Here is a 26,434-nt window from a genome sequence, read left to right as displayed (position 1 = left end):
CACCGCCGGTGCCTGCTGTAGTGGAGCTCATCAAGGGACCGACCGAGTTGGCGCACCGCACCGCCTTGCCACTGCCCCAGAGTTCACGGTATAGGCCGGGCCGGCAAGAGATCGATTCTGTGGAGACCAGCGTGCTCACCGACGACGTCGAGGGCCCCATATACTGCTACTCGGCGGACGGTCGTAGAAGGTCACCCGCATCGCCTGGAAGCGACGGCACGTGTTCGTCGAGCCAACCCATATCCAAGACCACGCCAAGTGGGATCCCCTGCCCGACGGTGCATCGTTCGAGATCGCGCGCGACATTCGCGATATCCTGCTGGGTGCAATACCCTCCGGAGTGACGTTGACGCGGCGAGCCGTAGCGGCGTTTGACGGTCAGCGGGTGCACCGCTCCGACCAAGTCACCGACGGCGCGTTGGTCATCATGCGCGACGATCGGAACGACCGGCGCTGGTGGACGTGGGCCGGCTCGAAGGCCAGCCGCACCTCGCGGCGTGGACCCTGGGCTTGGTTCCGCCGCGACAACGGATCGGGCCTGGATGGCTGCGCTTGCACGTCGACCTGACGGTCGCTGATATCCGTGACGGACTGCCCGCGCTACGCACCCGAGTTCGAAGCTGCTCTCTGCGATGGATGCCGGCGCACTGCGGGTTTGAATTTCTCGGCAGCGTTGCCAGAGCACCGGGACTGCTGCACGGATCGATGACATCTGAACTGCGGTGTCGTCAGGCACTGCTGGAAGGATCGACCTCGTGCCCGAGCCCTACACGAAAGAGTTCCGCGACGACGTCGTGCGCGTGGCCCGCCACCGCGAACCAGGCCAGCACTTGCGGCAGTTCGCCGCGGACTTCGGCATCAGCGCATCCTGCTCGACCAACTGGATGCGAAAGGCCGACGTCGAAGACCGCATCACACCCGGCACCACCGCCGGTGAGAGCGCTGAACTGCGCGAAGGGAAGTACCCCCGCCGAGCACCGCACCGACGAGGGCAAGCTCCGCCTGTGTGATCAAGGACGTCTGCTCGAACCAGATCGTCGGCTACTCGATTGGTGACCGGATGAAGTCTCGACTCGCTGTGGCCGCCCTCGAATCCGCAGTGGCTCGGCGAGGTTCGGTCGCCGGGTACGTGGTGCATCCCGATGGCGGATCGCAATTTCGCAGCCGGCATTCGTTCGCGTTCTGGGGCTGTCACGGCTTGGTCAGGACGATGTGCCCGGGTCGGGGCGGCCGGCGACAACGCCGCGATGGAATCGTTCTTTGCGCTGCTCCAGCGCAACGTCCTCGACCGGCAGCGTTGGGTCACTTGCGAGCAGTTGCGCGTCGCGATCGTCACTGGGGCACCACCCGCTTGCGGTAAGAGGATCGCGCGGACTTATCACCGTTGGAAACGTCAGCTCCCACTGGGCAGATTGACGCCTGTCGAGTTCGAGACATCATGACTACACCAACCGCACAGGCTGCGTGATCGAAACTGTCACCGAGTCGTGCACCAGGTCCAATCGTCCTGGTCTACGCGGGACTGCTGCTGTCAGCTCTCAGCCTGCGCTGAGAAAGCGGACGTAACTAATTTCCAGGAGTTCTCGGTCAGGCTGCTCACTACGAGACGGCGGAACCACCATCAGCTTCTGTCCATGCCGCTCCTTCAAGCCATGCTCAAGCATCGGGCCGTCGATCTCGTCCAAAAGGGCCCTCCGGATCTCCACGACCAAGTCCGGCGTAATGCCAAGGATGTTCACGTCGTACGCAGCGTGGTGGATCTTGCACAGAGCGAGCCCGTTAGTCACCGACGCAATACCTGCCTCGTGTGAGTCAGGCACAATATGCGCAGCATCCAACAGCTCACTATGACCGAGAGCGCAGACCGCACATCGCGTTTCGTACGCACGCATCACAGTTGCACGAAAAACCGGCTGATGGAGCCGACGCTTTGTCTCTGCTACGACATATCGCCGAAGCTGCTCTTCCGCTCGGGAATCGGGACGATGAAGATCGCGAGCGACTTCGGTGGCGATGACGAACTGGTGTTCGTCAGGTTCTTCCCCGATGATGAACACCGGATAGATGGGCTGGAACAAGCTCGGACCGACGCCGTAGAACCAGATCAGTGGCACGCCCTCGTTCATGGCCGCGCGTAAACCACGATTGTCCATGTTGTTCGGGTCGGTCGTCGACCACTTGTAGCGCAAGAGTCCGTCCGAGCCGACCTGATCCTCGTACGGACGCTTCGTACCGGGCGCGCGATACGTCGTACTGATGGACAGAGCTGACGAAAGCTCCTTCGGCTTCCGGATCCCGCGCGTCGGGTCCATGAGCCGGAACATCTCCCCATCGATCGTGAAGTCGAGGAGGTCCTGTCGACTGATCGGATCGAGACCGTCATTCGTGCGGATGGTCAACCATGCCATTGCCTCGCGGCGGAGACGAGCATCGAAATCGTCGCCGCTCCACGAACCGTCACTCACAAATCCTCCTGATTACCCCATCAGAGACCACGCGCCGGCGATATTTCGGCGCATCAGTCGAATGATCCCTATTGAACCATTAGCCTCGGGCTTTCACGGAGATAGCGAACCGACCGAGTGTCGCATGCAAAGAATGGTGCCCTGAACTGCGAAGATATGACTTGTCTAGGGTCATGTCCGTCGCAGTTCGAGGAGCACCATTCCGGTGAGCAAGTCTACGTCCCCCTACCCACGCGTGTCCGCATCGGCCACCGGAACCGGTGTCGTGTCCCATGCCGGCGCGGCTCTGCTGCTGCGCACCGCGGAGAAGACCGGCCTCACCACGGCATTGACGACCGAACTCGCACCATATCGAAAACCGCTGGCCCGACACGATCCCGGCAAGATCGTGCTCGATCTCGCGACGGCATTGGCGATCGGTGGGGACTGCCTCGCCGACATCGCACAACTGCGAGCCCACCCGGAGATCTTCGGTGCGGTGGCCTCGGATCCCACCGTCTCCCGCCTGATCAGCGTGTTGGCCGCCGACGCCGACACCGCGCTCGCCGCGATCGGCCGGGCCCGTGCCACCGCCCGAGCCCACGCCTGGGCCGCTGCCGGCACATCGGCTCCCGACCACGCCATCGACGAAGCCCATCCGCTGGTCCTCGACATCGATGCCACCCTGGTCACCGCGCATTCCGAGAAGGAACAGGCCGCTCCGACGTTCAAGCGTGGCTTCGGTTTCCATCCGTTGTGCGCGTTCGTCGACCATGGCACCGGCGGTACCGGTGAACCCGTCGCGATGCTGCTGCGGCCGGGTAACTCCGGGTCCAATACCGCCGCCGATCACGTCACCGTGGTGCAGGACGCACTGGCACAGTTGCCGCTCGACCCGGGATATCGGGTCGGGAAGAAGGTGCTGGTGCGTATCGACGGTGCCGGCGGCACCCACCAGCTGATCGAGTACCTGACCAAACGCAGGCTCTCGTATTCGGTCGGATTCGGGTTGACCGACACGATGACCGCCGCCCTCGATCTGGTCCCGGAGCAGGCCTGGACCTCGGCCTACGACTCGGACGGACAGGTCCGCGACGGCGCCTGGGTCACCGAGATCACCGACCTGCTCGACCTGTCGACGTGGCCGAAAGGCATGCGCGTGATCGTCAGGAAGGAGAGGCCGCATCCGGGTGCGCAGTTGCGGTTCACCGACCGTGACGGCCTACGCCTGACCGCGTTCGTCACCAACACCCGACGCGGGCAACTGCCTGACCTGGAGCTACGGCACCGGCGTCGGGCCCGGTGCGAGGACCGGATCCGGGCAGCGAAAGCCAGCGGGCTGCAGAATCTTCCATTGCACGGTTTCGATCAGAACCGGATCTGGCTGGCGCTCGTGCAACTGGCATGCGAGCTGCTCGCGTGGATGCAGATGCTCGCATTCACCGCGATTCCGGCCCGGCGGTGGGAGCCGAAACGGCTGCGGCTGCGGTTGCTGTCGATCGCCGGCCGGGTCGTCCGGCATGCCCGTCGGGTCCGGCTGCGACTGGCTGTCACAGCTCCGGATGTCGAGGTTCTCGTGGCTGGCCTGAACCGGCTCGCAGCGCTACCTGCACCTGCTTGACCTGCGCATATCTTCCTCATTGAGACGAAAGGACACTCAGTTCGGGGCCGTGGACCCCGACGTCACCCGACTGTGTCGGGTAGTCGATCGTGGACACACACCGGATCCGCGGTTTCCACACCCAATCCGAAACTGTTCAGGCCGGCACGCCGGACTCAAGAAAGATCGAGGTTAGCAACTAGAACGCCTTCCTCGTGGACTCACCCAGCGATTGCATGGAAGTGTCGTCTACTTTCCATGGGTCCCAGCCGGCGGACGGACCCTCATCACCGAGCCGGAATGCCTTCACTACGGCGCTGGCAGCGGCGTCAGGACCCGGATACGTCGCGCCCAGCAGCGCACAAACCTGAGCTCAAAGGCGACGAGAGGCCGGCTTCGCTCGGCCCGCGGTGGGTCACCGACCGGGTTAGGGTCGCTCCCGTGAGCACGCAAGTCGATACAGACGAGACAACTCCGCGCGAAGGCAATACGGGTCGGCGCCACCTCTCCGTCTTCGGCCTCGACTTTCTCGGTCTCGTCGTCGCCCTGTTCTTTTTCGCGTGGAGCCTGAGTCCCTCCCTCATCCCCCGCGAGTGGTATTTCCAGGGTCTGATCAGCGGCGTGACGGGCATCGTCGGTTACGGCATCGGCGTGCTTGTCGCCTTCCCCGCGCGGCGGTGGATCGCGCCGCGGCTCACGTGGTGGCGGCAACGCCACACCGTCCGGCGCATCGCCGAAGGCGTGGTCGCACTTGCCGCCGCCGGAACGCTCGCGGGGAGTCTGCTCGTCGCGGCCAATTGGCAGAACGAGATCCGTGCCCTCATGGGCATCGAGGACACGACGGGTTTCGCGTACCTTCGGACCGGCCTGGTGAGCATCGCGATCTTCGCCGCGGTCCTCTACATCGCGCGTGGGTTGCGGTGGATCGCACGACGGTTCGCAGAGTTCCTCGCCAGACGGCTGCGGGTTCCGGTTGCTGCCGCGCACGTTCTCGCGCCGGTGATCCTGACGGTCGCGGTGGTCGTGTTCGTCGACGAGGTTCTGCTCGCCAGCAGCTCGACGGCCGCGCGGATCGTGTTCGCCGACGACAACAACAGCACCGACCCCGGCGTGGAGCAGCCGCAAGTTCCCGAGCGATCGGGCAGCCCGGCGTCGACGTCGTCGTGGGAGAGTCTCGGGCGTCAGGGACGCACGTTCGTCGCCGGTGGGATGGACGCCGAGCAGTTGACCGAACTGAACGACGCTCCCGCTCTCGAACCCGTACGGGTGTATGCCGGGCTCGAAGCCGACGGCACCACCGACCAGCAGGTGCAACTGATCCTCGACGAACTCGACCGCACGAAGGCGTGGGAGCGCGAGATCCTCGTGGTCGCCGGCACCACCGGAACCGGGTGGGTGAACCCGTTCGCCGCCGACTCGATCGAAGCGATCTACAACGGCAACTCGGCGATCGCCGCGATCCAGTACTCGTTCCTGCCGAGCTGGATTTCTTTCCTCGTCGACGGTTCCGCTGCCAAGGCCGCCGGTAACGCACTGATCAACGGGGTCCACGAACGCTGGTCGGAACTGCCGGAGGATCAGCGACCCGAGCTGGTGGTCTACGGCGAAAGCCTGGGATCTCAATCCGCCGAGGCGGCCTTCGACGGCCTCGACGACATGCGCAGCAAGATCGACGGCGCGCTGTTCGTCGGCCCTCCGAACTCGAACCAGCTGTGGCGCAGTATCGTCGACCATCGTGACCCCGGCAGCCCCGAGGTCCTTCCCGTCTATGAAGACGGCGTCGCGGTGCGGTTCGCCTCCGACGTTCAGACGCTCGAAGACCAGCGCGGACCGTGGAGCGACCCGCGGATCCTGTATCTGCAGCACGCGTCCGATCCGGTGGTGTGGTGGGGACCGGGACTGCTGTTCGAGCGACCCGACTGGCTCGCCGAACCTCCGGGCTCGGATCGCTCACCTTCGATGCGGTGGTATCCGATCGTCACCTTCGCTCAGGTCGCAGCCGACATCATGGTCGGCACCTCGCCACCCGTCGGCCACGGGCACAACTACGAGGACCTCATCCCCTACGGCTGGGCCGCGGTGACGTCACCTGAGGGGTGGACGCTCGCCGACACGCAGCGGATCGCCGAGGCCGTCGAGCAGTTGAACACCGCGGACGAGTAGTCGAACACGGCACGCCGCCCGAGGCTCTGCTAGCTTCTCCCCTACGGCTTCGCATTCCGTCTCTTCGCCATGCCTTCCTGCGCCCGGATACCGACGAAAGCGACCGCCGATGACCACGACCCTCGATACACCGCCCGCACCTCCCGAGCCATCCCCATCGTTCTCGGTTCGACTGAAGGACGGGATCCTGCGATGGCTGGGACGGTTCCATCCGGTCGGGTTGGCCGTCGCGTTGCTGTTCTATTGCTGGTCGCTGTCGCCGTCCCTGCTTCCACGCCCCTGGTACCTGCAGGGTGTCGCGACCGGCATCAGCGTCATCACGGGCTACGGCATCGGCGTGCTCCTCGCGTGGATCGTCCGCAAGTGCGGCTTCGAGACGAACTGGTCGGCGACCGTGAAGAAGGTCGGTTGGTACCTGCTCGCAGTGGTCGCCGTCGTGGTGGTGCCGACCTTCCTCGTCCTCGGTTCGTGGTGGCAGGACATCAGCCGCGAACTCGTCGGGATGGAACCCGGCAGCAGCTGGGACTATCCGGGTGTGCTGCTCGTCGCCGTGGTGGTGACGCTGCTCCTGCTCGTCATCGGTCGCGGTCTGCGGCGGGTGGCGCAGTGGGTCACCGGACTCGTCGTCCGCGTGTTGCCGGCTCCCCTGGCGCGCATCGTGAGTGTCGTGCTGGTCGGGTTGATCGTGTTCTGGGCGGTGGAAGGTCTGCTGTCGGTGGAGATCGCGCGGATCGCCAACGGATCGGCGATGGCTGTGGACGAAGGCACTGCAGACGGGGTCGAGCAGCCGCAGGCACCGGAACGATCCGGGTCGGACGCGTCGCTCGAACCGTGGGATTCGCTGGGCCGTGAGGGCCGCACGTTCGTCGCAGGCGGTCCGTCTCCGGAGGAGATCACCGCGGTGACCGGGGAACCCGCGATGATGCCGATCCGCGTCTACGCCGGTTACCGCTCCCTGGACAGTCTCGACGGTTACACGGACTACGACGAGATGGAGGTGCTCGCCTCGCATGTCGTTGCCGAACTCGACCGCACCGGTGCCTTCGACCGCGAGTACCTCGCGGTGGCCACGACGACCGGTCGTGGCTGGGTAAACCAGGACGTCGCCGCCGCACTGGAATACCTCTCCGACGGAGATTCGGCCATCGCGGCCATGCAGTATTCGTTCCTGGCCAGCCCCTTGGCTTTTCTCGCCGATCGGGTGTCACCGCGCAATGCAGGTCGCGCGCTGTTCGAGGCGGTGTACGCGAGGTGGAGTGTTCTCGATCCGGAAACCCGGCCGAAGTTGCTCGTCTTCGGGGAATCGCTGGGCTCGTACGGAGGTCAATCGGCCTTCGCCGGCGTGCAGGACATGATCACCCGAACCGACGGCGCACTGTGGGTGGGCACACCGAATTTCACGGAGCAGTGGCGACGTATCACCGATTCGCGCGATCCGGGAAGTCGCGAAATTCTTCCGGTCATCTACGGTGGCCAGAACGTGCGATTCGCTGCGACTCCCGACGACCTCACCGATCTCGACGGCCTCCGCGACTGGGAATCTCCCCGCATCGTGTACTGGCAGCATCCCAGCGATCCGATCGTGTGGTGGTCCTCCCAGCTTGTTCAGCACCGCCCGGATTGGTTGCGCGAGGAACGCGGCGCCGACATCGACAAGGGGATGACGTGGATTCCGTTCGTGACGTTCTGGCAGGTCACCCTGGACATGGTGTTTGCCGCCGAAGTCCCCGGCGGGCACGGCCACGCCTACACGACCGAGGCGGGGTTTTTCTGGGCGGACATTCTCGGCATCGAGGACGAGGTGCGCGCGAAGGCGGTCTTCGACGCACTGTCGTCGGACGGGTGACGAGGAGAATTCACCCTCCCGCCTAATCCGGCGAACCGAGTTTTCTCCAGATTTCTCGCACCACCTCGTGATACAACCTCGATATCGCTTGTGAATCGACACAGGAATGCGAACCGGAGTACGTCGATTCACGAGGAGATAATTCGTCGACACGGATCTACCGCCTGAAGGTGGCGCATATGTGCACACGAGTTGTGTGGAACGGCCCGTCCGGTCAAGTGCTCGTGGGACGCAACATGGATTACCACCGCGAAACCGCCACCAATCTGTGGGCGCTCCCCCGGGGCATCACCCGCGACGACGGTGTCGGTGGACAACTCTCGTGGACCTCGAAGTACGGCAGTGTGGTCGCGGGCGCCTACGACATGATGACCGTCGACGGACTCAACGAGGCCGGCCTCGGCGGACACATCCTGTGGCTCACCGAATCGGACTACGGCACCCACGACAAGAGCCGACCCGCGCTCAGTGTCGCGGTGTGGATGCAGTACTTCCTCGACAATTTCGCGACCGTCGCCGAGGCCGTCGACTGGATCGAGAAGACCGGCGTCCAGGTCGTTCCGCTGGGCGACCCGGCGACCGGTGAGGTACCCGCCGTGCATCTCGCACTCGACGACGCGACCGGCGACTCCGCGATCATCGAATACCTCGACGGCACACCGACGGTCTGGCACAGCCGCGACTACGCCGTCATGACGAACTCTCCCGCCTACGGTGAACAGCTGGAACTGCTGAAGAAGGTGAAGGGATTCGGCGGTGACGCACCACTCCCCGGCACCGGCAATGCGTCCGACAGGTTCGCTCGCGCAGCGCATTACGTCGGCAGTCTGCCGGAACCGCAGAGCCAGGTGCAGGCGATCGCAGGCGTTCTCAGCGTGATCCGCAATGCCGCGCAGCCGTTCCGCGTGCCCGAACCCGGAAAACCGTATGCCTCGCAGACGATCTGGCAGACGGTGGCCGACCTCGCCGAGAAGCGCTACGTGTTCGAGTCGACGACGCGCCCCAACATCGTGTGGGTCGACCTGAGCGATCTCGACCTCTCGGAGGGCGTACCGGCGGGCAAGCTCGATCTCCTGGGCGACACGGCACTCGAAGGTGGCCTCGCGGGCAATGTCAGCGGCCGATTCGAGAAGTCGGATCCGCTGACGTTCATCGCGATGCCGTCATAGATCTGCACACGAAAGATCCCCGGATGCCTTGCCTTCGGGGATCTTTCTCCATCCGATGGCCACCGCGAACGCTGGGGCGGCCGAGTCGTCTCAGTAGTCGTCGATCCCCGTCATCGTTCGTGTACCCGCATCCACGGTGTCGTCGACGACCGTTGCATCCACCCGGCCCGGCGCGATTCCGCGACGCTCCAACTCCTCCCACAGCCCGGCCATGGCCGCGACCGGGTCGAGGTAGTACTCCGATTCCCGGACCCGCCAGAACTTCCAGCCGCTGCGGTGCAGTTCACGCTCCCGCTCCAGATCGGCGCTCTGCCGGTCGGGGCTGGTGTGCCACTGCTCGTCGTCGCAGGCGACGGCCAGCTTGCCTGCCGCCCCGGTCACGACCAGATCGATGAAGTGTCCGTTCACCTCGACGCGCGGGTTCACGTGATAGCCGCGGGCGGCGATGTCGAGGAAGACGTCCTGCTGGAAGAGGCTGTCGAACACCTCGTGCCGCTCGTCGCGCGTCACGCCGTCGGGCATCGGTTCGGCCGGCCGCGGGGACGTCGTCCGCATGTGGGTGAGCAGCGAGTACCGCAGGTCGGTGCGGCGCAGCGTGTCGATGGTCCTCGAGTGGAACAACCACAGCTGGTCCTGGGCACGCGACGCCGCCACGTTGAACCGTCGCTGGTATTCGGTCCGGGTCAACGCCGCGATGTTCTGTTCGGGCGCCACGACCATCGACAGGAACACCACATTCCGTTCGTCGCCCTGGAAGTCCGGGGGCGTGCCGACGCGGAGCCTGCGTTCCTCCCACTGCTCCGGCGTGAGGCGGTCCAGCAGTTCGTTCTGGATGATGTCGACCTGCAGCTGCCCCTGCAGCACCACCACACCGAAGGTCTTGCCGTCGTAGGCAGGATCCTCGACGCACTTCACGAGCGTATCGACGAGGGCATGCGCCTCGGCATAGTTCGTCAGCGTCGAGTTCTGGCCGGTGACGGCACCGTCCTCGACAAGGGTGGTGCGCAACGGCTGCAGCCGATCGGAGCCGTACTGCCGCATGGGGACCAGCGGGTCGTCCGCGTAGAACTGGTCGCTCGACCACGCGATGATCTCCGGCATCGACCGGAAGTGCTCCCGCAACCGGACGATGCTGCCGAACCTCGACCGTAGCAACGAGAACAGACTCGACCGCGGAGTGAAGCTGTCGCGCAGGTAGTTCGGGATGTCGGGCAGATACGAATCGAGGCGGCTGAACACCCCGTCGAGCGCACCGAGCGACACCGCGCTCGGTGCACACTGCTTGTCGTCGCCGACGACGATCACGCGCGGCGCCAGCCACAGCAAGAACAGGCTGCTGATGTCGGTCTGGCTCGCTTCGTCGACGATTACGACGTCGAACGAATTCTGTTCGGGCGGAATCGAAGCCAGCACCTGCTGCAGCGGCATCACCCAGGCCGGCACCGCCCCCTGCGCGACCTGCATGGCCTCGCGTGCCGCGGCCCGATAGCGCTCCGCGTAGCGGCCGGTGCCCTTACCGATGCTCGCGATGTGATCGCGGTACGAATGGAGCGCCTGCACCTGCTCGGCCGTGGTGCGGTCGAGACACGCGCTCCATGCCTTCTCCTCGACGAGTTCGGTCGTGAGTCGCGCGATGTCCTTCTCGAGTGCGTCGAGGTCGCGTTCGAACTGTCCGTCGTCGCTGCGCTCGTGGAAGCGTCGCACCCATTCGTCGGCGCGTCGCCACGCCCACGCCTCGTCGATGTCGGCGAGACGAACCGGCCAAGCCAGGCTCAACGGATTCTCCGCGAGGGCCTGAGCGAGTGCGGGTGCTGCGGTGGTCAGGCGCGCGTGGAGGGAGACGAGTTCCAGTTCCTCACGCTGCTCCCCCGCCGCCCGGTCCCACGCATCCAGGGCCGCGTTGATGGCGTCGAAGTCGGCGTCGTGGAAGGCGCGGGCCAGCGCGCGTCCTTCGGGCGACGCTCCCCCGGAGATCTGACTCCGCACGTACATGCCGATGGATTCGAGCCAGTTCTTACTCGCTTCGGCGGTGCCCGCGGCGGCGATGGTCCGTGCCGACTCGGCGGTGGACCGCGCCTGCTCGATGCTCGTGATCCGCGGCGCCCCCGGATGAACCTCGCGCAGTGCCGTTTCGACGTCGTGTACCCGCGCCACGAGATTGTCGACGATGGCACGGTCGCGGTCGAGGAACGCGAGGGTGCCGACCGCGCGGCTGCGCGACTCGTCGAGTTCGATGTCGATACCGAGGTCGCGGAGGACCACCCGCGCGACCCGGATCGCCTCGAGCGCACGAAGGTGTTCGGCGACGATGCGCGCCGTCTGGGCGGTGGTGGCGGCGACACCCTCGACGGTCGCGATCTCACCGAGCGCCTCGACGGCGGATTGCTCGTCGCTGCGCCGGAACCGGGTGAATCCGCTGCGCCACGTGTCGCCGGCCTCGAGCTTGCGGGCGAGCGCGTCGTACGCCTCGAAGGCCTGACGTCCCGTCACCGCGATGTCCACCGAGCTGGCACCGACGATCCGGTCGGCCTCCTGCGCGGCCTGCACGAGCCTGGCGAGCTCGGCGGTCTTCCCCCACAGGTGCTGGGCCCGGCCCGACAGGACGTCGTCGGCGACGCGCTGGATCCGGGCGTCGAGCCGGTCCGCGTCCTCGAGGGCACCCTGCAGCTGCTCGCACAGATCGCGGATACGGCCGAGTGCTTCGAGCGATGCACCCTCGAGAACCCGCAGCAGGCCCTGCGTCTCACCGTTGGTGGTGCCGCTCGACGCCTGGGAGACGGCGGCGCACGCGTACTGCAGTTCCCTCTGGGTGGGCAGTGACAGTTCAGGGAAACGCTGCTGGCGACGGCGCGCGCGCTCGACGCTCGACCGCTGGTGCAACGAGTGGAGGGTGACGAGTTCGTCGACCGTCAGCGGTGGGGTGTCGGTGAGCAGAGGCGCGGGCAACCACGCGTACTTGGCTTCGTGCGCGCGGACCCGTCGGACGATCGACGCGGCCGTCCCCTCGTAACCGGCGGCGACGTCGGCGTGGACCTCGGTCTCCTCCGCGCGCGCCTGCCGGATCTGTTCCATCAGCGTCGCGCGACGGTCGAGAGCGTCGTTGCGTTGCGAGGTGAGCTCGTCGATGCGTTCCTGCGCGCGTCGAACGTTGAATTGCGCCTTGCGGATGGCGATTTCGCTGACACTGCGAGTGAGTTCGACCGTGCCGCCGTGCACCGGGTCGGTGACGGCCACGCACAGTTCCTGCAGCTCGGACGGGAGCTTCTCCCGGAGCACACGCAGCGCCTGCGCCTTCTCACTGGTGACCAGCACACGCTGCCCACGCGCGAGTAGCGCCGCGACGATACTGGCGATGGTGTGGGTCTTGCCCGTACCCGGCGGACCCTCGACCACGACACCGCTGTCGCCGGCGAGCCGGTCGATGATGTCGCGCTGTTCCTCGTTCGCGGGCAGCGGCAGCAACTGCTCCCCGGTGAACTCGGTCGACGGCGTGCCGATGCGGTCGAGCCACGCGACCCGGTCGGCCGGTTCGATCGCTTCGACGAGCTGCGCCAGCCCGAGCGGCACCGGATTCGACTCGTCGGCAGCCGCCTCGGTCATGCGGCTGTAGTACTCGATGAGCGCGTGGGCGCCGCGCTTACGCAGCACGAGGACCGGCGACGGCGTCACGAACGCATCCGACGACGACGCTTCGTCCGCACGATCGACGACGTCGACCGGCACGGTGAGCGCACGCTCGGCCCAGCTCTTCAAGAACGCGCGGGCCGCGGGGTCGAGGGGCGACGCGACCTGGGTGACGAGCGCATCGTGCAGTTCGCGGACACTCGTCGGGTCGAAGACCTCCAGTCCGGTGAGGAGCTGGACGTCTTCGAGCGACGGCCCGGCGCTGGGACTCAACCGGACCACGAGGTCGCCGGAATCGCCCTGCCGCTCGATGAGCGCGGTCTGCGTGATCAGGTGCGTGTGGACCCGCGCGCCCGCCACACCCTCGGAGAGGTGCAGCAGACCCGACGCGACGACGAGTTCCAGCGATTCGGGCTGGTCCTCGAGGTCGAGCATCGCTCGCTGCAGGAAGGAATACAGATGCGAGGCGGCCTGCCGTTCGCGGTCGACGACCGCCCACGTGCGCCATTCCGGCAGCCACGCGTCGAGACCGTCGATGCCGATGGCCTGGGGGTCGAGTTCGGGCTCGACGGCGGAATCCGCGATGTCCCCGTGCATGTAGTTCGCGAGCTCGGCGGGCGGGCGCGGGGGCTCTTCGAGCTGAGCGCGACGCGCGCGCAGGACGATGTCGCCCGACGCGGCATGGGCACGCAGGCCGGCCCTGATACTTCCCTCCTCGAGGGACATCACGGCGCGGTGTTTGTCGACGACGCGGACGGGCGCGCTGCGGGCCTTGACGAGCTCGGCCAGGAAGGCAAGCAGGCGCTGCACGCGATCCCTCAATTCGGGTTCGCTCTCGCCTGACTCCACTCGCACTCCACTCACCCCTGCGGACGTCCTTCCGCCCGTCGACGGATACGGGCATGTCCACCTTAGAAGTACCGATCGACATGCCCGTTTCCGGTCCCACGTGACGCTCGCGACACTTCGACGCGCCGTCGCCGCCGATGCGCTGAGCTGCATCGACGGCGACGGTGCTGTGTGGAGGCGTCAGGGGATGGTGACCGTGCGCGATGTCGTCACGCCGTGATTGGTCGCGCCGAGTTCCCGTGCCGTCTGTCGCGGCGGCACCCGATCGAGCGCCCACCGCTCGACCAGCAGCGTGATTTTGGTGAGCATCTCGGTGCGCAGGCGCTGGAACGAATCGTCCGGATCGGTCCCCACCCACCCGAGGAGAACCCACCACGCCCACGCGACCGCGCCGGCGTTGGCGACGAAATCCGGGATCACCGGGATACCGCGTGCGGTGAGCACGGCTTCGGCGTCCGGCGTCGTCGCGGAGTTCGCGGCTTCGATGACGACCCGCCCGGCGACCCGAGCGACGTTCTCCGCCGTGATGGCGTAGGAGATGGCGGCGGGGACGAAAATGTCGGCGGGAATGCCGATCACCGCGTCGCGCGGCAGTTGTTCGACGTGCGACGGGACGCGGGACCGGTCGATCTCCCCGTACTCGTCGCGAAGGTCGAGCAGCGCCGGGATATCCAGTCCGTCAGCGCAATACAGTGTTCCGGCGGCATCGGCGACGGCGGTCACGCGCATGCCCGCTTCGTGCAGGTACCAGGCGGCACCGCCTCCCATCGTGCCGATCCCCTGGATCGCGACGGTGGTCTCTGCCGGCGCCCAGCGGTATGCGTTCGCGGTGGCGATGCAGGCCTGCGCGACGCCGTAACCACCGATCACGTCACCCAGCAGGAAGCCGCCGTAGACCGGCGCGTTCAGGGAGGTGCGTACCCGCTCCAAGGTGATCGCCGGGTCTGCCGCACGGTTGATCGCGGCGTGGAAGGACTGGTGCAGTCCCAGCCGCTCGAAGACCTCGTCGAGGAGGTGCTGGGGAACGCCCAGGTCCTCGGCGGTGACCCAGTGCGCGTTCAACCAGGGACGCATCGCCTGGCAGAAGCGCTGCAGCACATCGACGGCACGGGGGTCCTTCGGGTCGAAGTCGATCCCGCCCTTCGCGCCGCCCACCGGCAGGTCGAACACCGCGGTCTTCGCGGCCATGCCGCGCGCCAGGTCCTCGACCTCCGACATCGTGCACCCGGCCCGCATGCGGGTGCCGCCGGTCGCCAGATCGCCCACCAGGGTGTGGACGACGAGATAACCGTGCGCACCTGTCACCGGATCCGTCCAGGTGAGACGCATGAAAGGTTCGTCCCTGCGGGTGTCCACCGCGTCGACGCGTGCTGCCATGGTGGTCATATGCGGTCCCCCGTTCGTCAGAGCCGTCGTTACGTCGATTCGGCCGGTGACGCCAGCGTGCCCGGGGGTAGCGCGGGGCGTCCAGTTACGAAACTCGAAGGTGAGAGTTCACGATTTCTACACAACGCGAGCTCACAGCGGTTGCAGGTCCCCGGGCGCGCCCTACGCTGACGGCATGGAGTTGTCCCTGCGCCGGTTACGGATGCTTCGAGAACTGCATCGTCGAGGTACCGTCACGGCCGCCGCGCTCGCCCTGCACTACACCACCTCGGCGGTCTCGCAGCAGCTCACTCAGCTCGAACGGGACGTCGGCGCAAAGCTTTTCGAGCGCCGGGGACGTCGGGTCCAGTTGACGGAGGCGGGCGTGCTGCTCGCCGAACATGCCGAGGAGATCCTGCAGTCGGTGGAGCGGGCGACGACCGCGCTCGAACAGTCCCGCGACGGGGTCAGCGCGCGCCTGACCGCCGGTGTGTGGGCCTCCGTCGCATCCACTCTGATCCCCAGCGCGCTGGCGTTGTTGGCTGCCGAGCACCCCGGCATCGAGGTCCGCACGAGAGAGCTCGCCCCCGAGGAGACCGCCGGAGCCGTGCGCGACGGTTCCCTGGACTTCTCGTTCGTCATCGAATATTCCGGCTACCCGATGTTGTGGGATCCGGAGCTGACCAAGGTGGTGATCGCAGTCGAGCGCTTGCACGCCGCGGTGCCGCCCGGGACGGTGCCGGCGGGCACCATCGCGCTCGCCGACCTCGCCGAGCATCCGTGGGTGCTGGCCGGTCCGAAGTCGCACTTCGGTCGCGCGGTGAGCCTCGCGTGTCAGCGTGCGGGGTTCGAGCCGAGAATCAACCATGAAGTCGGTGAGCAGGCGACGGCGCTGGCGATGGTCGCCGCGGGGCTGGGTGTCACGCTCGTCTCCGATCTCGGGCTGACGTTGAGCTCACCCGGGGTCGAGGTGGTGGCGCTGACCGAACCGCTCGTGCGCACGATCTCCATCGCGCATCGCGGGGTCGCGTCGGAACGGCCGCCGCTGCGCCTCGTGATCGATGCGGTGCGCACCGCCGCAGCAGCACGGGGACTCGCGGCGCAGTAGCCGCGAGCCCCCGCCTGTCGTTCTCTACTGCGCGAGCTGCTTACGCAGCACGTACTTCAGGATTCCGCCGTGCCGGAAGTACTCGGCTTCGGCCGGGGTGTCGATGCGCACCGTCGCGTCGAACTCCGTGTCCCCTGCCTTCACGTGCACGGTCTCGGGGATCTCGTCGCTGTCCGCGAGTCCGGTGATGGTGAATTCCTCCTCCCCCGTCAGGCCGAGGCTCTGCGCCGACTCGCCCTCCGGGAACTGCAGCGGCAGCACGCCCATGCCGATGAGGTTGGAGCGGTGGATGCGCTCGTACGACTGCGCGATCACTGCGCGCACACCCAGCAGCAGCGTGCCCTTGGCGGCCCAGTCACGCGACGAACCCGATCCGTACTCCGCGCCCGCGAGCACGACCAGCGGGGTGCCGTCCTCCGCGTACTTCTGCGCGGCGTCGTAGATGCTCATCTGCTCGTCGGTCGGCAGGTAGCGGGTGACGCCGCCTTCGACGTCCGGCACCAGCTGGTTGCGCAACCGGATGTTGGCGAAGGTGCCGCGGATCATCACCTCGTGGTTGCCGCGTCGCGACCCGTAGGAGTTGAAGTCGGCCTGCTCGACGCCGTGCTCCTGCAGGTAACGACCCGCGGGGCTGTCGCGTCGGATCGCACCGGCCGGCGAGATGTGGTCGGTGGTCACCGAGTCGCCGAGCAGCGCGAGCACCCGCGCACCCTCGATGTCGCTCAGCGGCTCGGGTTCCGACGACATGTCCTCGAAGTAGGGAGGACGCCGCACGTAGGTCGACTCGTCCTTCCACTCGAACACCTCGCTGTCGGGCACGTCGAGATTCCGCCACGTCTCGTCACCGGTGTAGACGTCCTGGTAGCCGGTCTCGAACATCTCCGCGCGCACCGCGTCGTCGATGACCTCCTGGATCTCCTGCGTCGTGGGCCAGATGTCGCGCAGGTAGACGTCGTTGCCCTCGGAGTCGGTGCCGAGCGGGTCCTCGAAGAGGTCGACGAGCATCGACCCGGCCAGTGCATACGCGATCACCAGCGGCGGCGACGCAAGGAAGTTCATCTTCGTCTGCGGATGGATGCGTCCCTCGAAATTGCGGTTGCCGGACAGAACGGCCGAGACGTTGATGTCGTGCTCGTCGATCGCGGCCGCGATCTCGTCGGGAAGCGGGCCGGAATTGCCGATGCAGGTCGTGCAGCCGTAACCGACGAGGTTGAAGCCGAGCTTGTCGAGATAGGGCGTCAGACCCGAACGTTCGTAGTAGTCGGTGACGATCCGCGACCCCGGAGCCAGCGTGGTCTTCACCCACGGCTTGCTCCGCAGCCCCTTCTCCACGGCCTTCTTGGCGAGCAGCGCCGCACCGATCATCACCGACGGGTTCGACGTGTTCGTGCACGATGTGATCGCCGCGATCACCACGTGTCCGTTGTCGAGTTCGAACTCGTCGCCGTCCCCGACCCGCACCGGGACCTTCTTCGACGGCGGCGCCGAGGTGTCGGCGTCGTCGGGCACCGGGTCGCGCGGCTCGTCGCGGGAGTCCTCGCTGCGCACCGACACCGGGTCGCTGGCAGGGAATGATTCGAGCACGCCCTCGTCGACACCCGAGTCCTGGACGCGGGAGACGACGTCGGGCACTTCCTCACCGTTGAGCAGCGAGGTCACAGCCTTCGGCGCGAGGGCGACGGGGATGCGATCCTGCGGTCGCTTCGGGCCGGCGACGGACGGTCGCACCTTCGACAGATCCAGTTCGACGACCTCGCTGTAGTCGGGTTCGCGATCGGGGTCGTGCCACAGACCCTGTTCTTTCGCATACGCCTCGACGAGGCGGATCTGCCCCTCGTCGCGACCGGTGAGACGCAGGTAGTCGAGGGTCGCGTCGTCGATCGGGAAGATCGAGATCGTCGAGCCGTACTCGGGGCTCATGTTGCCGATGGTCGCGCGGTTGGCGAGCGGCACATTGGCGACACCGGGACCGAAGAACTCGACGAACTTGCCGACCACGCCTGTCTTGCGGAGCATCTCGGCGACGGTGAGCACGAGGTCGGTCGCCGTGGTGCCCTCCTGCAGTTCACCGGTGAGCTTGAAGCCGACGACCTGGGGGATCAGCATCGACGCCGGCTGACCCAGCATCGCGGCCTCGGCCTCGATGCCGCCGACACCCCAGCCGACGACACCGAGGCCGTTGATCATGGGGGTGTGCGAGTCGGTGCCGACGAGCGAGTCGGGATAGGCGACGAGCCCGCCGTCCTCGTCCTCCCGCGTGAAGACAACGCGGGCCAGGTACTCGAGGTTCACCTGGTGGCAGATGCCGGTGCCGGGCGGGACCACCTTGAAGTCGTCGAATGCACCCTGCGCCCAGCGCAGCAGCTCGTAGCGTTCGCGATTGCGCTGGAATTCGAGGTCGGTGTTGATCCGGAAGGCGTCCTCGGTGCCGAAGACGTCGGCAATCACCGAGTGGTCGATGACCAGCTCGGTGGGGATCAGGGGGTTGATGCGCTTCGGGTCGCCGCCCTGCTGGGTCATGGCGTCGCGCATCGCGACGAGGTCCACGACGCACGGGACGCCGGTGAAGTCCTGCATGAGGACGCGTGCCGGGGAGAACTGGATCTCCGGGTTGTGCGTCGACTTCAGATCCCAACCCGCGACGGCCTCGATCTGCTCCCGGGTGACCAGTCGCCCGTCCTCGGTGCGCAGCAGGTTCTCCAGCAGGACCTTGAGACTGTAGGGCAATCGCTCCGAGCCCGGGACCTTGTCGATGCGATAGATGCGATAGTCGGTGTCGTCGACCTTCAGGGTGTCGCGCGTGCCGAAACTGTCGTCACTCATGAACGTGCCTCCCGACTGCGATGTTTCCGGTGGTTACCCGAATGGGTAGCCCGTTCCGCCGTGCGGCAATCACATGGGTTCAGCTGGTGGTGCGTGCGACCTCATCGGTGATGAGAGCGATGCCGTCGGGCGATTCCGTGACGCCGACCAGGACGGCCTGTGTGATGCCGTCGCCGAGTGCGACGAGGCGTAGGGCTTCCGTTCGCGCTTTGTCGGGTGACATACCCAGTTCTTCGAGGAGTCGCCGGGCCTCCTCTGTTGTGCCTTTTGTCGACTCTTCCAGGAACGCACGGATCCAGTGGTCGCTCGCGGACTTGGCGAGGTAGGCATACCAGACGGACACCCCGAGACGTCCGGCTTCGTCCGTCGGTACAGGTTGAGCGAGAAGCGCGACGAGCGCTGCCTGCGGATCGGATTCTGCTCGTTCGTAGCGCTTTTCGGCCTCGGCGACCATGAATTCGGCGCCCGTACGGATGAGGTGTTCCTTGGAATCGAAGTAGTGCTGGATCCGGCCGATCGACACTCCCCCGGCGGCCGCCACCGCCTGGAAGGTCACGCCCTCGATTCCTCGCTCGTGGATGACCGCCCACAGCGCGTACACGATCTCCCTACGGCGTTGCGCATGGTCGACGACTCTCGGCATGATCACACGATACTATATGAACATATTGCAACGTCGACAATCGGGGGTCCCGATGACCCAGCACATTCGATCGAGGAGAGTTCTTCGGCGCGCCGGTCTCGTAGTGGTCGCGGTACTCGCAGTCGTTGGCCTGGTCGCCGCCTACCAGTTCTTCTTCGGCGCGCCGGGCGTCGGCCACTTCCGCAGCGCCGACGGTCGGGACAGTTACGTCGCCACCTATGAGCGAGCGATGTCCACGCTGCCGACACCTTCCGAGGTTCACGACGTCCCCACCCGGTTCGGCACGGTCCGCGTCTACGAATGGACGTCGCCGCAGACCGCCACCTCCGTTCCCGTGGTGCTCGTTCCGGGCAGGGCCTCGGGTGTGCCGATGTGGGGCGAGAATCTTCCGGGCTTCCTTCCCGAGCACCGCGTTCTCGCGTTCGACGCACTCGGCGACGCCGGACTGTCCGTCCAAGCCGCACCATTGACCTCCATCGACGACCAGGCGCTGTGGATCGATGATGCGCTCTCAGGGCTCGGCGCGGAGCCCGCGCACGTCGTCGGACATTCCTTCGGCGGAGCGAGCGCGGCGTCCTACGCGAAACAGTTCCCGGAAAAAGTTCGGTCGCTGACACTGCTGGAGCCGGTGTTCACCTTCGGCCATCCCCCTGCCCGAATGTTGTTCTGGGCCTCGGTGTCGACACTGCCAGGCCTCCCGACCAGTTGGCGGGACACCGCACTCGCGAAAGTCGGGGGTGTCGACGACTACGACTCCGACGACGCCATGGCGGCGATGATCGCGGAGGGTTCGGAGCACTTCTCCGCCGCACTACCGACCCCGTCGCCCCTGAGCGACGACGAGCTTGCGGCTTTGGTTATGCCCACCTATGTCGCTATCGCGGAGCGTGATTCACTCGTCGGAAGCGAGAAAGCAGCCGATCGAGCACGGCAACTCGCTGATGCCGAGGTTCTGGTCTTTCCCGACACGACGCACTCGCTCCCCATGCAGGCAAAAGATCGACTGAACTCGGAACTACCCGAGTTCTGGCGCGGGGTCGAGCAGGGCTGACGCGGTAGCGGAGCGGTTGTGTTAGCGTCTGCCCGACAATCGATCGGGGGGTCGCATGGGCAGGTGGGGCATCGTCACGTTCGCAACAGTCGCGGCAGTGGTGACGGCGTGCAGTCCGAGCGCCGCGGACGACGCCGCTGGAGGCGAGACCACGACGTCGACCACCCGAACCCCGCGCATCACCGACGACTCCGGCCGCCCGCCAGTCACCTTCGACCCCTGCTACGACATCCCCGACGACGTCATGAACGCAGCGGGGTACGACGCGGCCAAGAAGGAAATCGCGGACATGCCGATGGGGACGTACACCTTCCTCGGTTGCACATACAAGAAGGAAGATCTTGTCCCCGGAGTCAGGCGGGGGTACAGCCTGAACATCTTGTCGGGAAACGTCAGCCTCGACGAGGAGTTGAAGAAGAACGGGCATGTAGCAACCAGCGCGACCATCAACGGCCGATCCGCGCTACTCGAGGTGGATCCCGAAAACCGGGATGCATGCACTTATGTACTCCAAACGGACTTCGGCGTGGTCTTCGTCACAAGGCTGTACAACACAGACCATCCAGGGCCGGCGCCCCAGAGCGAATGGTGCGCGGGCATGGAGGAGTTCGTCGGCTCGATCGAACCGCACATCGCGAACTGAAGAGGGTGGTCATGTCGAGTTCCACCAGGCTCGAACCCAGCGTCATCGACGAACTCGTGAGGATATGCAACACAATGCTCACGGAGTTCGAAGACGCGCGAACGACCGCAGAATGGCTCACCAGAACCGAAGGTTTCGGCGACTTCGACTCAGCACAGCAGCTCGCGGCGGGGTACCGACGGAAGGCTGCAGGCACTCCGGAATCAGCGAAGGAGCGCGTCGAGCAATTCATCGACGCACTCATCCAGCTCCGCGACGCCTTCGCCACCGGCGGAGAAGCCTTCCTCGACACCGAATCCGACTGGGCCAGCCAACTCGCCGCCACCGACCCCGACAACGGAGCGCCAAATAGTCATCAGGACGCGCAATAACGCGCACCTCTGACCATTTCGCGCTCCGGAGCAGTGCCCGGGACGGTTGTGTTAGCGTCTGCCCGACAATCGATCGGGGGGTCGCATGGGCAGGTGGGGAACAGCCGCGCTCGCAGCACTGGCGGTAGTGGCGACGGCGTGCAGTCCGGGTTCGGCGGAGCCGGCCACGAGCGACGAGGCTTCCACGTCGGCCACCCGGACCCCGCGCATCACCGACGACTCCGGCCGACCGCCCGTCTCCTTCGACCCCTGCTACGACATCCCCGACGAGATCATGAACGCGGCGGGGTATGACGCGGCGAAGAAAGAGCTCGCGGACATGCCGATGGGGACGTACACCTTCCTCGGATGCACCTACCACGACGACAACGAAATTGCTGGCATCAGCCTTGGATACAGCCTCAACATCCTCGCCGGCAACGTGACACTCGACGAAGAACTCGAGAATAGCGCTCACATCGCCACGCCACTTTTCATCAACGGCCGGCGCACCCTTCTCGAAGTCGACCCAGGCCGGCGCAACACCTGTAAGTACGTCGTAGAAACCCGGTTCGGTCTGATCATGCTCACGCGGATCTACCACCCGGATTATCCGGGATCCGCTCCGATCGAGGAGTGGTGCACGGGCTTGGAGGAGCTCACGACGTCGATCGAGCCCTTCATCCCCACATGACCGTCATCTATCCGAAAGCCCTTCGATGAACGACTTCGCTAGGCTCGACCCACACGTCGTCGACGAGATTGTCCGCATCTGCGTGGTGATGCTTCGAGAATTCAAGGATGCCGAGGCAACAGCGGCGAAACTCCTAGATGTCCGTGGATTCGGCGATTTCGTGTCCGCCCAACAACTCGCGGCCGGTTATAGACGTAAAGCCGCCGGCAGCCCTGAATCTGCCGTCGAACGCATTCAGCAGTTCACCGACGCACTCCTGCAACTCCGCGACGCCTTCGCAACCGGCGGAGAAGCCTTCCTCGACACCGAATCCGACTGGGCCCGTCAACTCGCCATCGCCGACCCCGACAGCGGAGCGGGAAACGGTCATCAGAGCGCGCAATAACGCGCGCCTCTGACCACTTCGCGCGCTCGAGCGGTTGTGTCGGCGTCCGGCTGGCATTCGATCGGGGTCGAATGGGCAAGGGGAACAACCGATGCGACTTCCATCCGCTCGCCCGTTGGCTATTCGGAACGGTGCAGACAGTATCTGCGATTGCGATCACAATCAATCCGATCCTGCGAATCAGGCCACCTTGCAGATACCTATGGGCGCGCGGAGCGGGAATGGTCATCGGAGCGCGCTACAACGCGCTCTTGTGACTAGTTCGCGCTCCGGAGTGCTGGGCCGAGCCGTTGTGTTAGCGTCTGCCGACAAATCGATCGGGGGGGTCGCATGGGTAGGTGGGGAACAGCCGCGCTCGCAGCACTGGCGGTAGTGGCGACGGCGTGCAGTCCGGGTTCGGCGGAGCCGGCCACGAGCGACGCGGCTTCCACGTCGGCCACCCGGACCCCGCGCATCACCGACGACTCCGACAGACCCCCCGTCACCTTCGACCCCTGCTACGACATCCCCGACGACGTCATGCACGCGGCCGGGTACGACGCGGGGAAGAAGGAAGTCGCGGACATGCCGATGGGGACGTACACCTACCTGGGGTGCCGATACAAAGGCACCGTCAAGATCCCGGGGGTGCTGGCTCGCTACGACCTCACCTTGTTGTCGGGAAACGTGTCTCTTGACGAGCAGCTTGCGGAGAATCCGACCGGAGCGACACCGACGACCATCAACGGTCGCCCTGCTGCGGTGAGGGTCGATCCCGATCGAAGCCTCACTTGCAGCTACCTGTTGCAGACGAGCTTCGGGGCTGTCATCTTAAACAGGCTTTACCACCCGGATTACCCCGGGGGTCCGCCGATCGAAGAGTGGTGCACCGACTTCGAGGAGTTGGTGTCTTCGATCGAGCCATACGTCACTGATTGAACTGTCGGATCGTCAGGAGACAGCATGTCGTCGCCCTTCGTACGGCTGGAACCGGCTGTGGTCGCCGAGATACTTCGAATCTGCGAGGTGATGCTCGACGAACTCCGAGAGTCCAAGACACTCGCCGACGGCCTCTACGACGCACGTGGATTCGGGGATTTCGAGTCCGCCAAACAACTTGCTGCGGGATATCGCCGCAAAGGTGCTGGAACGCCACAATCAGCGAGCGAACGCATGCAGCAGTTCATCGACGCCCTCACCCAACTCCGCGACGCCTTCGCAACCGGCGGGGAAGCCTTTCTCGACACCGAATCCGACTGGGCCCGCCAACTCGCCGCCACCGACCCCGACAGCGGAGCGCCAAATAGTCATCAGGGCGCCCAATAACGCGCACCTCTGACCACTTCGCGCTCCGAAGCACCACCTCGGGCTGTTGTGTTAGCGTCTGGCCGACAATCGATCGGGGGGTCGCATGGGCAGGTGGGGAATCGTCGCGCTCGCAGCACTGGCTGTCATGGGGACAGCGTGCAGTCCGGGTTCGGCGAAGCCGGCCACGAGCGACGAGGCCGCTACTTCGACCACCCACACTCCGCGCATCACCGACGACTCCGGCCGCCCGCCAGTCACCTTCGACCCCTGCTACGACATCCCCGACGACGTCATGCACGCGGCCGGGTACGACGCGGGGAAGAAAGAGCTCGCGGACATGCCGATGGGGACGTACACCTTCCTCGGATGCACATACGACAACAGGGACCACATCCCGGGAGTCAGACGCGGATACGGCCTCAACATCCTGGCTGGCAATGTCACTTTGGACGAGGAGTTCCAGAAGAACGCACATGTCGCCAGCCATACAACCATCAACGGCCGACCAGCGCTCCTGGAAGTAGACTCTGGCGCACGAAACGGCTGCAAGTACGCCCTGCAGACAGATTTCGGAGTTGTACTCGTCACCCGTGTTCTTTATGCCGACCACTCGGGTCCTGCACCTCAAACCGATTGGTGCGCAGGTATGGAAGACCTCGTCGCCTCGGTCGAACCCTTCATCGCGAACTGACATCGAACAGGACGAACATGCCGGAGTTCAGCAGGCTCGAGCCCCACGTCGTCGCAGAGATCCTGAGGATCTGCAAGACCATGCTGGATGAGTTCGACCAGTCGTACAAACAGACTTTCAAGTTGACCGACGTCCGGGGCTTCGGGGACTTCGACTCCGCACAGCAATTAGCCGCAGGCTATCGACGCAAAGCCGCAGGGACACCCGAGTCGGCCACAGAACGCGTCGAGCAGTTCATCGACGCCCTCACCCAACTCCGCGACGCCTTCGCCACCGGCGGGGAAGCCTTCCTCGACACCGAATCCGACTGGGCCCGCCAACTCGCCGCCACCGACCCCGACAGCGGAGCGGGAAACGGTCATCAGAGCGCGCAATAACGCGCGCCTCTGACCACTTCGCGCGCTCGAGCGGTTGTGTCGGCGTCCGGCCGGCATTCGATCGGGGTCGAATGGGCAAGGGGAACAACCGATGCGACTTCCCTCCACTCGCCCGTCGGCTATTCGGAACGGTGCAGACAGTATCTGCGATTGCGATCACAATCAATCCGATCCTGCGAATCAGGCCACCTTGCAGATACCTATGGGCGCGCGGAGCGGGAAACGGTCATCGGAGCGCGCTACAACGCGCTCTTGTGACTAGTTCGCGCTCCGGAGTGCTGGGCCGAGCCGTTGTGTTAGCGTCTGCCGACAAATCGATCGGGGGGGTCGCATGGGTAGGTGGGGAACAGCCGCGCTCGCAGCACTGGCGGTAGTGGCGACGGCGTGCAGTCCGGGTTCGGCGGAGCCGGCCACGAGCGACGAGGCTTCCACGTCGGCCACCCGGACCCCGCGCATCACCGACGACTCCGGCCGACCACCCGTCACTTTCGATCCCTGTTACGACATCCCCGATGACGTCATGACCGCAGCGGGGTACGACGCGGCGAAGAAAGAGCTCGCGGACATGCCGATGGGGACGTATACCTTCCTTGGATGCACGTACCGAGACCGCAACCAAGTCCCCGGTGTACGACGCGGTTATAGTCTCAACATTCTTGCTGGAAACGTCTCCCTCACGGAAGAACTCGACAACAACAGGCACATCGCAACAACGTTGACTATCAACGATCGTCGCGCGTTGCTCGAAATCGACACGAACCGGAGCGACACGTGCAAGTACGTTCTCGAAACCGAGTTCGGAATCGTCATGTTCACGCGAATCCTCCATACCGAGCGACCCGGCAACGCCCTTGTAGAGGAATGGTGCGCTGACTTCGAGGAACTGGTAGCCGCAGTCGAACGGCAAATCCTTAGCTGATTCGCCTGCCAAGTCGAGAGGTTACAATGCCCGAATTCACCAGGCTGGAACCACATGTAATTGACGAGATCCTGCGGATCTGCGAGGTGATGCTCGCAGAGTTCGACGGTACACAGGCGACGGCAGCGAAGCTCACCGACGTTCGCGGATTCGGTGACTTCGAATCCGCCCAACAGCTCGCAGCCGGCTACAAGCGTAAAGCCATGGGCACTCCGGAGTCAGCTCACGAACGCGTCAAACAATTCATTCAAGCATTGAGGAAACTCCGCGACGCCTTCGCCACCGGCGGGGAAGCCTTCCTCGACACCGAATCCGACTGGGCCCGACAACTCGCCGCCACCGACCCCGACAGCGGAGCGGGAAATGGTCATCAGAACGCGCAATAACGCGCACCGATGATCAT

The 26,434-nt window shown here is 65.5% G+C and carries 22 protein-coding genes and 1 pseudogene; 18 read left to right on the top strand and 5 right to left on the bottom strand.

What is annotated here, in order from left to right:
• Positions 1–220 precede the first annotated feature (220 nt).
• Together AC0LPE_RS07550 and AC0LPE_RS07545 are read left to right on the top strand one after the other, a co-directional pair.
• A complete protein-coding gene (locus AC0LPE_RS07550) occupies positions 221–568 on the top strand; it encodes a hypothetical protein (RefSeq protein WP_039584756.1) in 348 nt (115 codons plus the stop codon).
• Between the two features lie 404 nt (positions 569–972).
• Positions 973–1,442, top strand: a pseudogene (locus tag AC0LPE_RS07545) (transposase); the annotation flags it as partial.
• A gap of 96 nt (positions 1,443–1,538) precedes the next feature.
• Here AC0LPE_RS07545 and AC0LPE_RS07540 read toward each other — a convergent pair.
• Positions 1,539–2,465 (bottom strand): HNH endonuclease, encoded by a 927-nt coding sequence (locus AC0LPE_RS07540; protein WP_231412010.1) that lies wholly within the window; start codon positions 2,463–2,465, stop codon positions 1,539–1,541.
• 205 nt (positions 2,466–2,670) lie between these two features.
• On the opposite strand from AC0LPE_RS07540, the gene AC0LPE_RS07535 reads away from it, so the two are divergent.
• From AC0LPE_RS07535 to AC0LPE_RS07520, 4 genes are all read left to right on the top strand, one after another.
• Positions 2,671–4,065, top strand: a complete 1,395-nt coding sequence (locus AC0LPE_RS07535; RefSeq protein WP_268655883.1) for an IS1380 family transposase — start codon at positions 2,671–2,673, stop codon at positions 4,063–4,065.
• Positions 4,066–4,485: 420 nt separating this feature from the next.
• Complete coding sequence (locus AC0LPE_RS07530; RefSeq protein ID WP_490605941.1) at positions 4,486–6,207, top strand: alpha/beta hydrolase; 1,722 nt, start codon at positions 4,486–4,488, stop codon at positions 6,205–6,207.
• A gap of 109 nt (positions 6,208–6,316) precedes the next feature.
• The gene (locus AC0LPE_RS07525; protein ID WP_490605940.1) at positions 6,317–8,053 is read left to right on the top strand and encodes an alpha/beta hydrolase; all 1,737 of its coding nucleotides are present in this window, start codon (positions 6,317–6,319) and stop codon (positions 8,051–8,053) included.
• 179 nt (positions 8,054–8,232) lie between these two features.
• Complete coding sequence (locus AC0LPE_RS07520) at positions 8,233–9,222, top strand: linear amide C-N hydrolase (RefSeq protein WP_230826024.1); 990 nt, start codon at positions 8,233–8,235, stop codon at positions 9,220–9,222.
• 90 nt (positions 9,223–9,312) lie between these two features.
• On the opposite strand, the gene AC0LPE_RS07515 is transcribed toward AC0LPE_RS07520, so the two are convergent.
• Both AC0LPE_RS07515 and AC0LPE_RS07510 read right to left on the bottom strand, forming a co-directional pair.
• Positions 9,313–13,656, bottom strand: a complete 4,344-nt coding sequence (locus AC0LPE_RS07515) for an AAA domain-containing protein (RefSeq protein ID WP_490605939.1) — start codon at positions 13,654–13,656, stop codon at positions 9,313–9,315.
• A gap of 219 nt (positions 13,657–13,875) precedes the next feature.
• Positions 13,876–15,081: a glutamate dehydrogenase gene (locus tag AC0LPE_RS07510; protein WP_490605938.1), complete on the bottom strand. Its 1,206-nt coding sequence runs from the start codon at positions 15,079–15,081 to the stop codon at positions 13,876–13,878.
• 175 nt (positions 15,082–15,256) lie between these two features.
• Between AC0LPE_RS07510 and AC0LPE_RS07505 the strand changes: the two genes are divergently transcribed.
• On the top strand, positions 15,257–16,168 hold the full coding sequence (locus tag AC0LPE_RS07505; protein ID WP_490605937.1) for a LysR family transcriptional regulator: 912 nt from the start codon (positions 15,257–15,259) through the stop codon (positions 16,166–16,168).
• A gap of 24 nt (positions 16,169–16,192) precedes the next feature.
• Here AC0LPE_RS07505 and AC0LPE_RS07500 read toward each other — a convergent pair whose 3' ends face one another.
• Together AC0LPE_RS07500 and AC0LPE_RS07495 are read right to left on the bottom strand one after the other, a co-directional pair.
• Positions 16,193–18,991, bottom strand: coding sequence for an aconitate hydratase (locus AC0LPE_RS07500; RefSeq protein ID WP_490605936.1), 2,799 nt, complete (start codon positions 18,989–18,991; stop codon positions 16,193–16,195).
• A gap of 79 nt (positions 18,992–19,070) precedes the next feature.
• Positions 19,071–19,634 (bottom strand): TetR/AcrR family transcriptional regulator, encoded by a 564-nt coding sequence (locus AC0LPE_RS07495; RefSeq protein ID WP_490605935.1) that lies wholly within the window; start codon positions 19,632–19,634, stop codon positions 19,071–19,073.
• A 52-nt stretch (positions 19,635–19,686) separates the two neighbouring features.
• On the opposite strand from AC0LPE_RS07495, the gene AC0LPE_RS07490 reads away from it, so the two are divergent.
• The 11 genes from AC0LPE_RS07490 to AC0LPE_RS07440 all read left to right on the top strand — a co-directional run bounded on the left by AC0LPE_RS07490 (position 19,687) and on the right by AC0LPE_RS07440 (position 26,417).
• Positions 19,687–20,685 carry an alpha/beta fold hydrolase gene (locus AC0LPE_RS07490; RefSeq protein ID WP_490605934.1) on the top strand — a complete coding sequence of 333 codons (999 nt, stop codon included), beginning with the start codon at positions 19,687–19,689 and terminating at the stop codon, positions 20,683–20,685.
• Between the two features lie 55 nt (positions 20,686–20,740).
• Positions 20,741–21,328 (top strand): DUF3558 domain-containing protein, encoded by a 588-nt coding sequence (locus AC0LPE_RS07485; RefSeq protein WP_490605933.1) that lies wholly within the window; start codon positions 20,741–20,743, stop codon positions 21,326–21,328.
• Between the two features lie 11 nt (positions 21,329–21,339).
• Complete coding sequence (locus AC0LPE_RS07480; RefSeq protein WP_490605932.1) at positions 21,340–21,699, top strand: hypothetical protein; 360 nt, start codon at positions 21,340–21,342, stop codon at positions 21,697–21,699.
• 85 nt (positions 21,700–21,784) lie between these two features.
• The gene (locus AC0LPE_RS07475; RefSeq protein WP_490605931.1) at positions 21,785–22,372 is read left to right on the top strand and encodes a DUF3558 domain-containing protein; all 588 of its coding nucleotides are present in this window, start codon (positions 21,785–21,787) and stop codon (positions 22,370–22,372) included.
• 25 nt (positions 22,373–22,397) lie between these two features.
• Entirely contained in the window at positions 22,398–22,757 is a 360-nt protein-coding gene (locus AC0LPE_RS07470) for a hypothetical protein (RefSeq protein WP_071934629.1), read from the top strand.
• Between the two features lie 330 nt (positions 22,758–23,087).
• Positions 23,088–23,675: a DUF3558 domain-containing protein gene (locus tag AC0LPE_RS07465; protein ID WP_490605930.1), complete on the top strand. Its 588-nt coding sequence runs from the start codon at positions 23,088–23,090 to the stop codon at positions 23,673–23,675.
• Between the two features lie 24 nt (positions 23,676–23,699).
• Positions 23,700–24,062, top strand: coding sequence for a hypothetical protein (locus tag AC0LPE_RS07460; RefSeq protein ID WP_071934619.1), 363 nt, complete (start codon positions 23,700–23,702; stop codon positions 24,060–24,062).
• 85 nt (positions 24,063–24,147) lie between these two features.
• Positions 24,148–24,735, top strand: coding sequence for a DUF3558 domain-containing protein (locus tag AC0LPE_RS07455; protein ID WP_490605929.1), 588 nt, complete (start codon positions 24,148–24,150; stop codon positions 24,733–24,735).
• A 17-nt stretch (positions 24,736–24,752) separates the two neighbouring features.
• On the top strand, positions 24,753–25,112 hold the full coding sequence (locus tag AC0LPE_RS07450; RefSeq protein WP_490605928.1) for a hypothetical protein: 360 nt from the start codon (positions 24,753–24,755) through the stop codon (positions 25,110–25,112).
• A 331-nt stretch (positions 25,113–25,443) separates the two neighbouring features.
• Complete coding sequence (locus AC0LPE_RS07445) at positions 25,444–26,031, top strand: DUF3558 domain-containing protein (RefSeq protein WP_071934616.1); 588 nt, start codon at positions 25,444–25,446, stop codon at positions 26,029–26,031.
• 26 nt (positions 26,032–26,057) lie between these two features.
• Complete coding sequence (locus AC0LPE_RS07440) at positions 26,058–26,417, top strand: hypothetical protein (protein ID WP_490605927.1); 360 nt, start codon at positions 26,058–26,060, stop codon at positions 26,415–26,417.
• Positions 26,418–26,434 lie beyond the last annotated feature (17 nt).

The organism is Rhodococcus sp. S3 (genome assembly GCF_058211795.1).
The sequence above is the reverse complement of the archived record's forward strand: the minus strand, read 5'-3'. Positions and strand labels throughout refer to the sequence as shown.

Bases quoted from the DNA above. Each gene is read 5' to 3' on its own strand.
- AC0LPE_RS07525 (WP_490605940.1), top strand. From the start codon at position 6,317: ATGACCACGACCCTCGATACACCGCCCGCACCTCCCGAGCCATCCCCA.
- AC0LPE_RS07520 (WP_230826024.1), top strand. From the start codon at position 8,233: ATGTGCACACGAGTTGTGTGGAACGGCCCGTCCGGTCAAGTGCTCGTG.
- AC0LPE_RS07510 (WP_490605938.1), bottom strand. From the start codon at position 15,081: ATGACCACCATGGCAGCACGCGTCGACGCGGTGGACACCCGCAGGGAC.
- AC0LPE_RS07505 (WP_490605937.1), top strand. From the start codon at position 15,257: ATGGAGTTGTCCCTGCGCCGGTTACGGATGCTTCGAGAACTGCATCGT.
- AC0LPE_RS07500 (WP_490605936.1), bottom strand. From the start codon at position 18,991: ATGAGTGACGACAGTTTCGGCACGCGCGACACCCTGAAGGTCGACGAC.
- AC0LPE_RS07495 (WP_490605935.1), bottom strand. From the start codon at position 19,634: ATGCCGAGAGTCGTCGACCATGCGCAACGCCGTAGGGAGATCGTGTAC.
- AC0LPE_RS07490 (WP_490605934.1), top strand. From the start codon at position 19,687: ATGACCCAGCACATTCGATCGAGGAGAGTTCTTCGGCGCGCCGGTCTC.
- AC0LPE_RS07485 (WP_490605933.1), top strand. From the start codon at position 20,741: ATGGGCAGGTGGGGCATCGTCACGTTCGCAACAGTCGCGGCAGTGGTG.
- AC0LPE_RS07480 (WP_490605932.1), top strand. From the start codon at position 21,340: ATGTCGAGTTCCACCAGGCTCGAACCCAGCGTCATCGACGAACTCGTG.
- AC0LPE_RS07475 (WP_490605931.1), top strand. From the start codon at position 21,785: ATGGGCAGGTGGGGAACAGCCGCGCTCGCAGCACTGGCGGTAGTGGCG.
- AC0LPE_RS07470 (WP_071934629.1), top strand. From the start codon at position 22,398: ATGAACGACTTCGCTAGGCTCGACCCACACGTCGTCGACGAGATTGTC.
- AC0LPE_RS07465 (WP_490605930.1), top strand. From the start codon at position 23,088: ATGGGTAGGTGGGGAACAGCCGCGCTCGCAGCACTGGCGGTAGTGGCG.
- AC0LPE_RS07460 (WP_071934619.1), top strand. From the start codon at position 23,700: ATGTCGTCGCCCTTCGTACGGCTGGAACCGGCTGTGGTCGCCGAGATA.
- AC0LPE_RS07455 (WP_490605929.1), top strand. From the start codon at position 24,148: ATGGGCAGGTGGGGAATCGTCGCGCTCGCAGCACTGGCTGTCATGGGG.
- AC0LPE_RS07450 (WP_490605928.1), top strand. From the start codon at position 24,753: ATGCCGGAGTTCAGCAGGCTCGAGCCCCACGTCGTCGCAGAGATCCTG.
- AC0LPE_RS07445 (WP_071934616.1), top strand. From the start codon at position 25,444: ATGGGTAGGTGGGGAACAGCCGCGCTCGCAGCACTGGCGGTAGTGGCG.
- AC0LPE_RS07440 (WP_490605927.1), top strand. From the start codon at position 26,058: ATGCCCGAATTCACCAGGCTGGAACCACATGTAATTGACGAGATCCTG.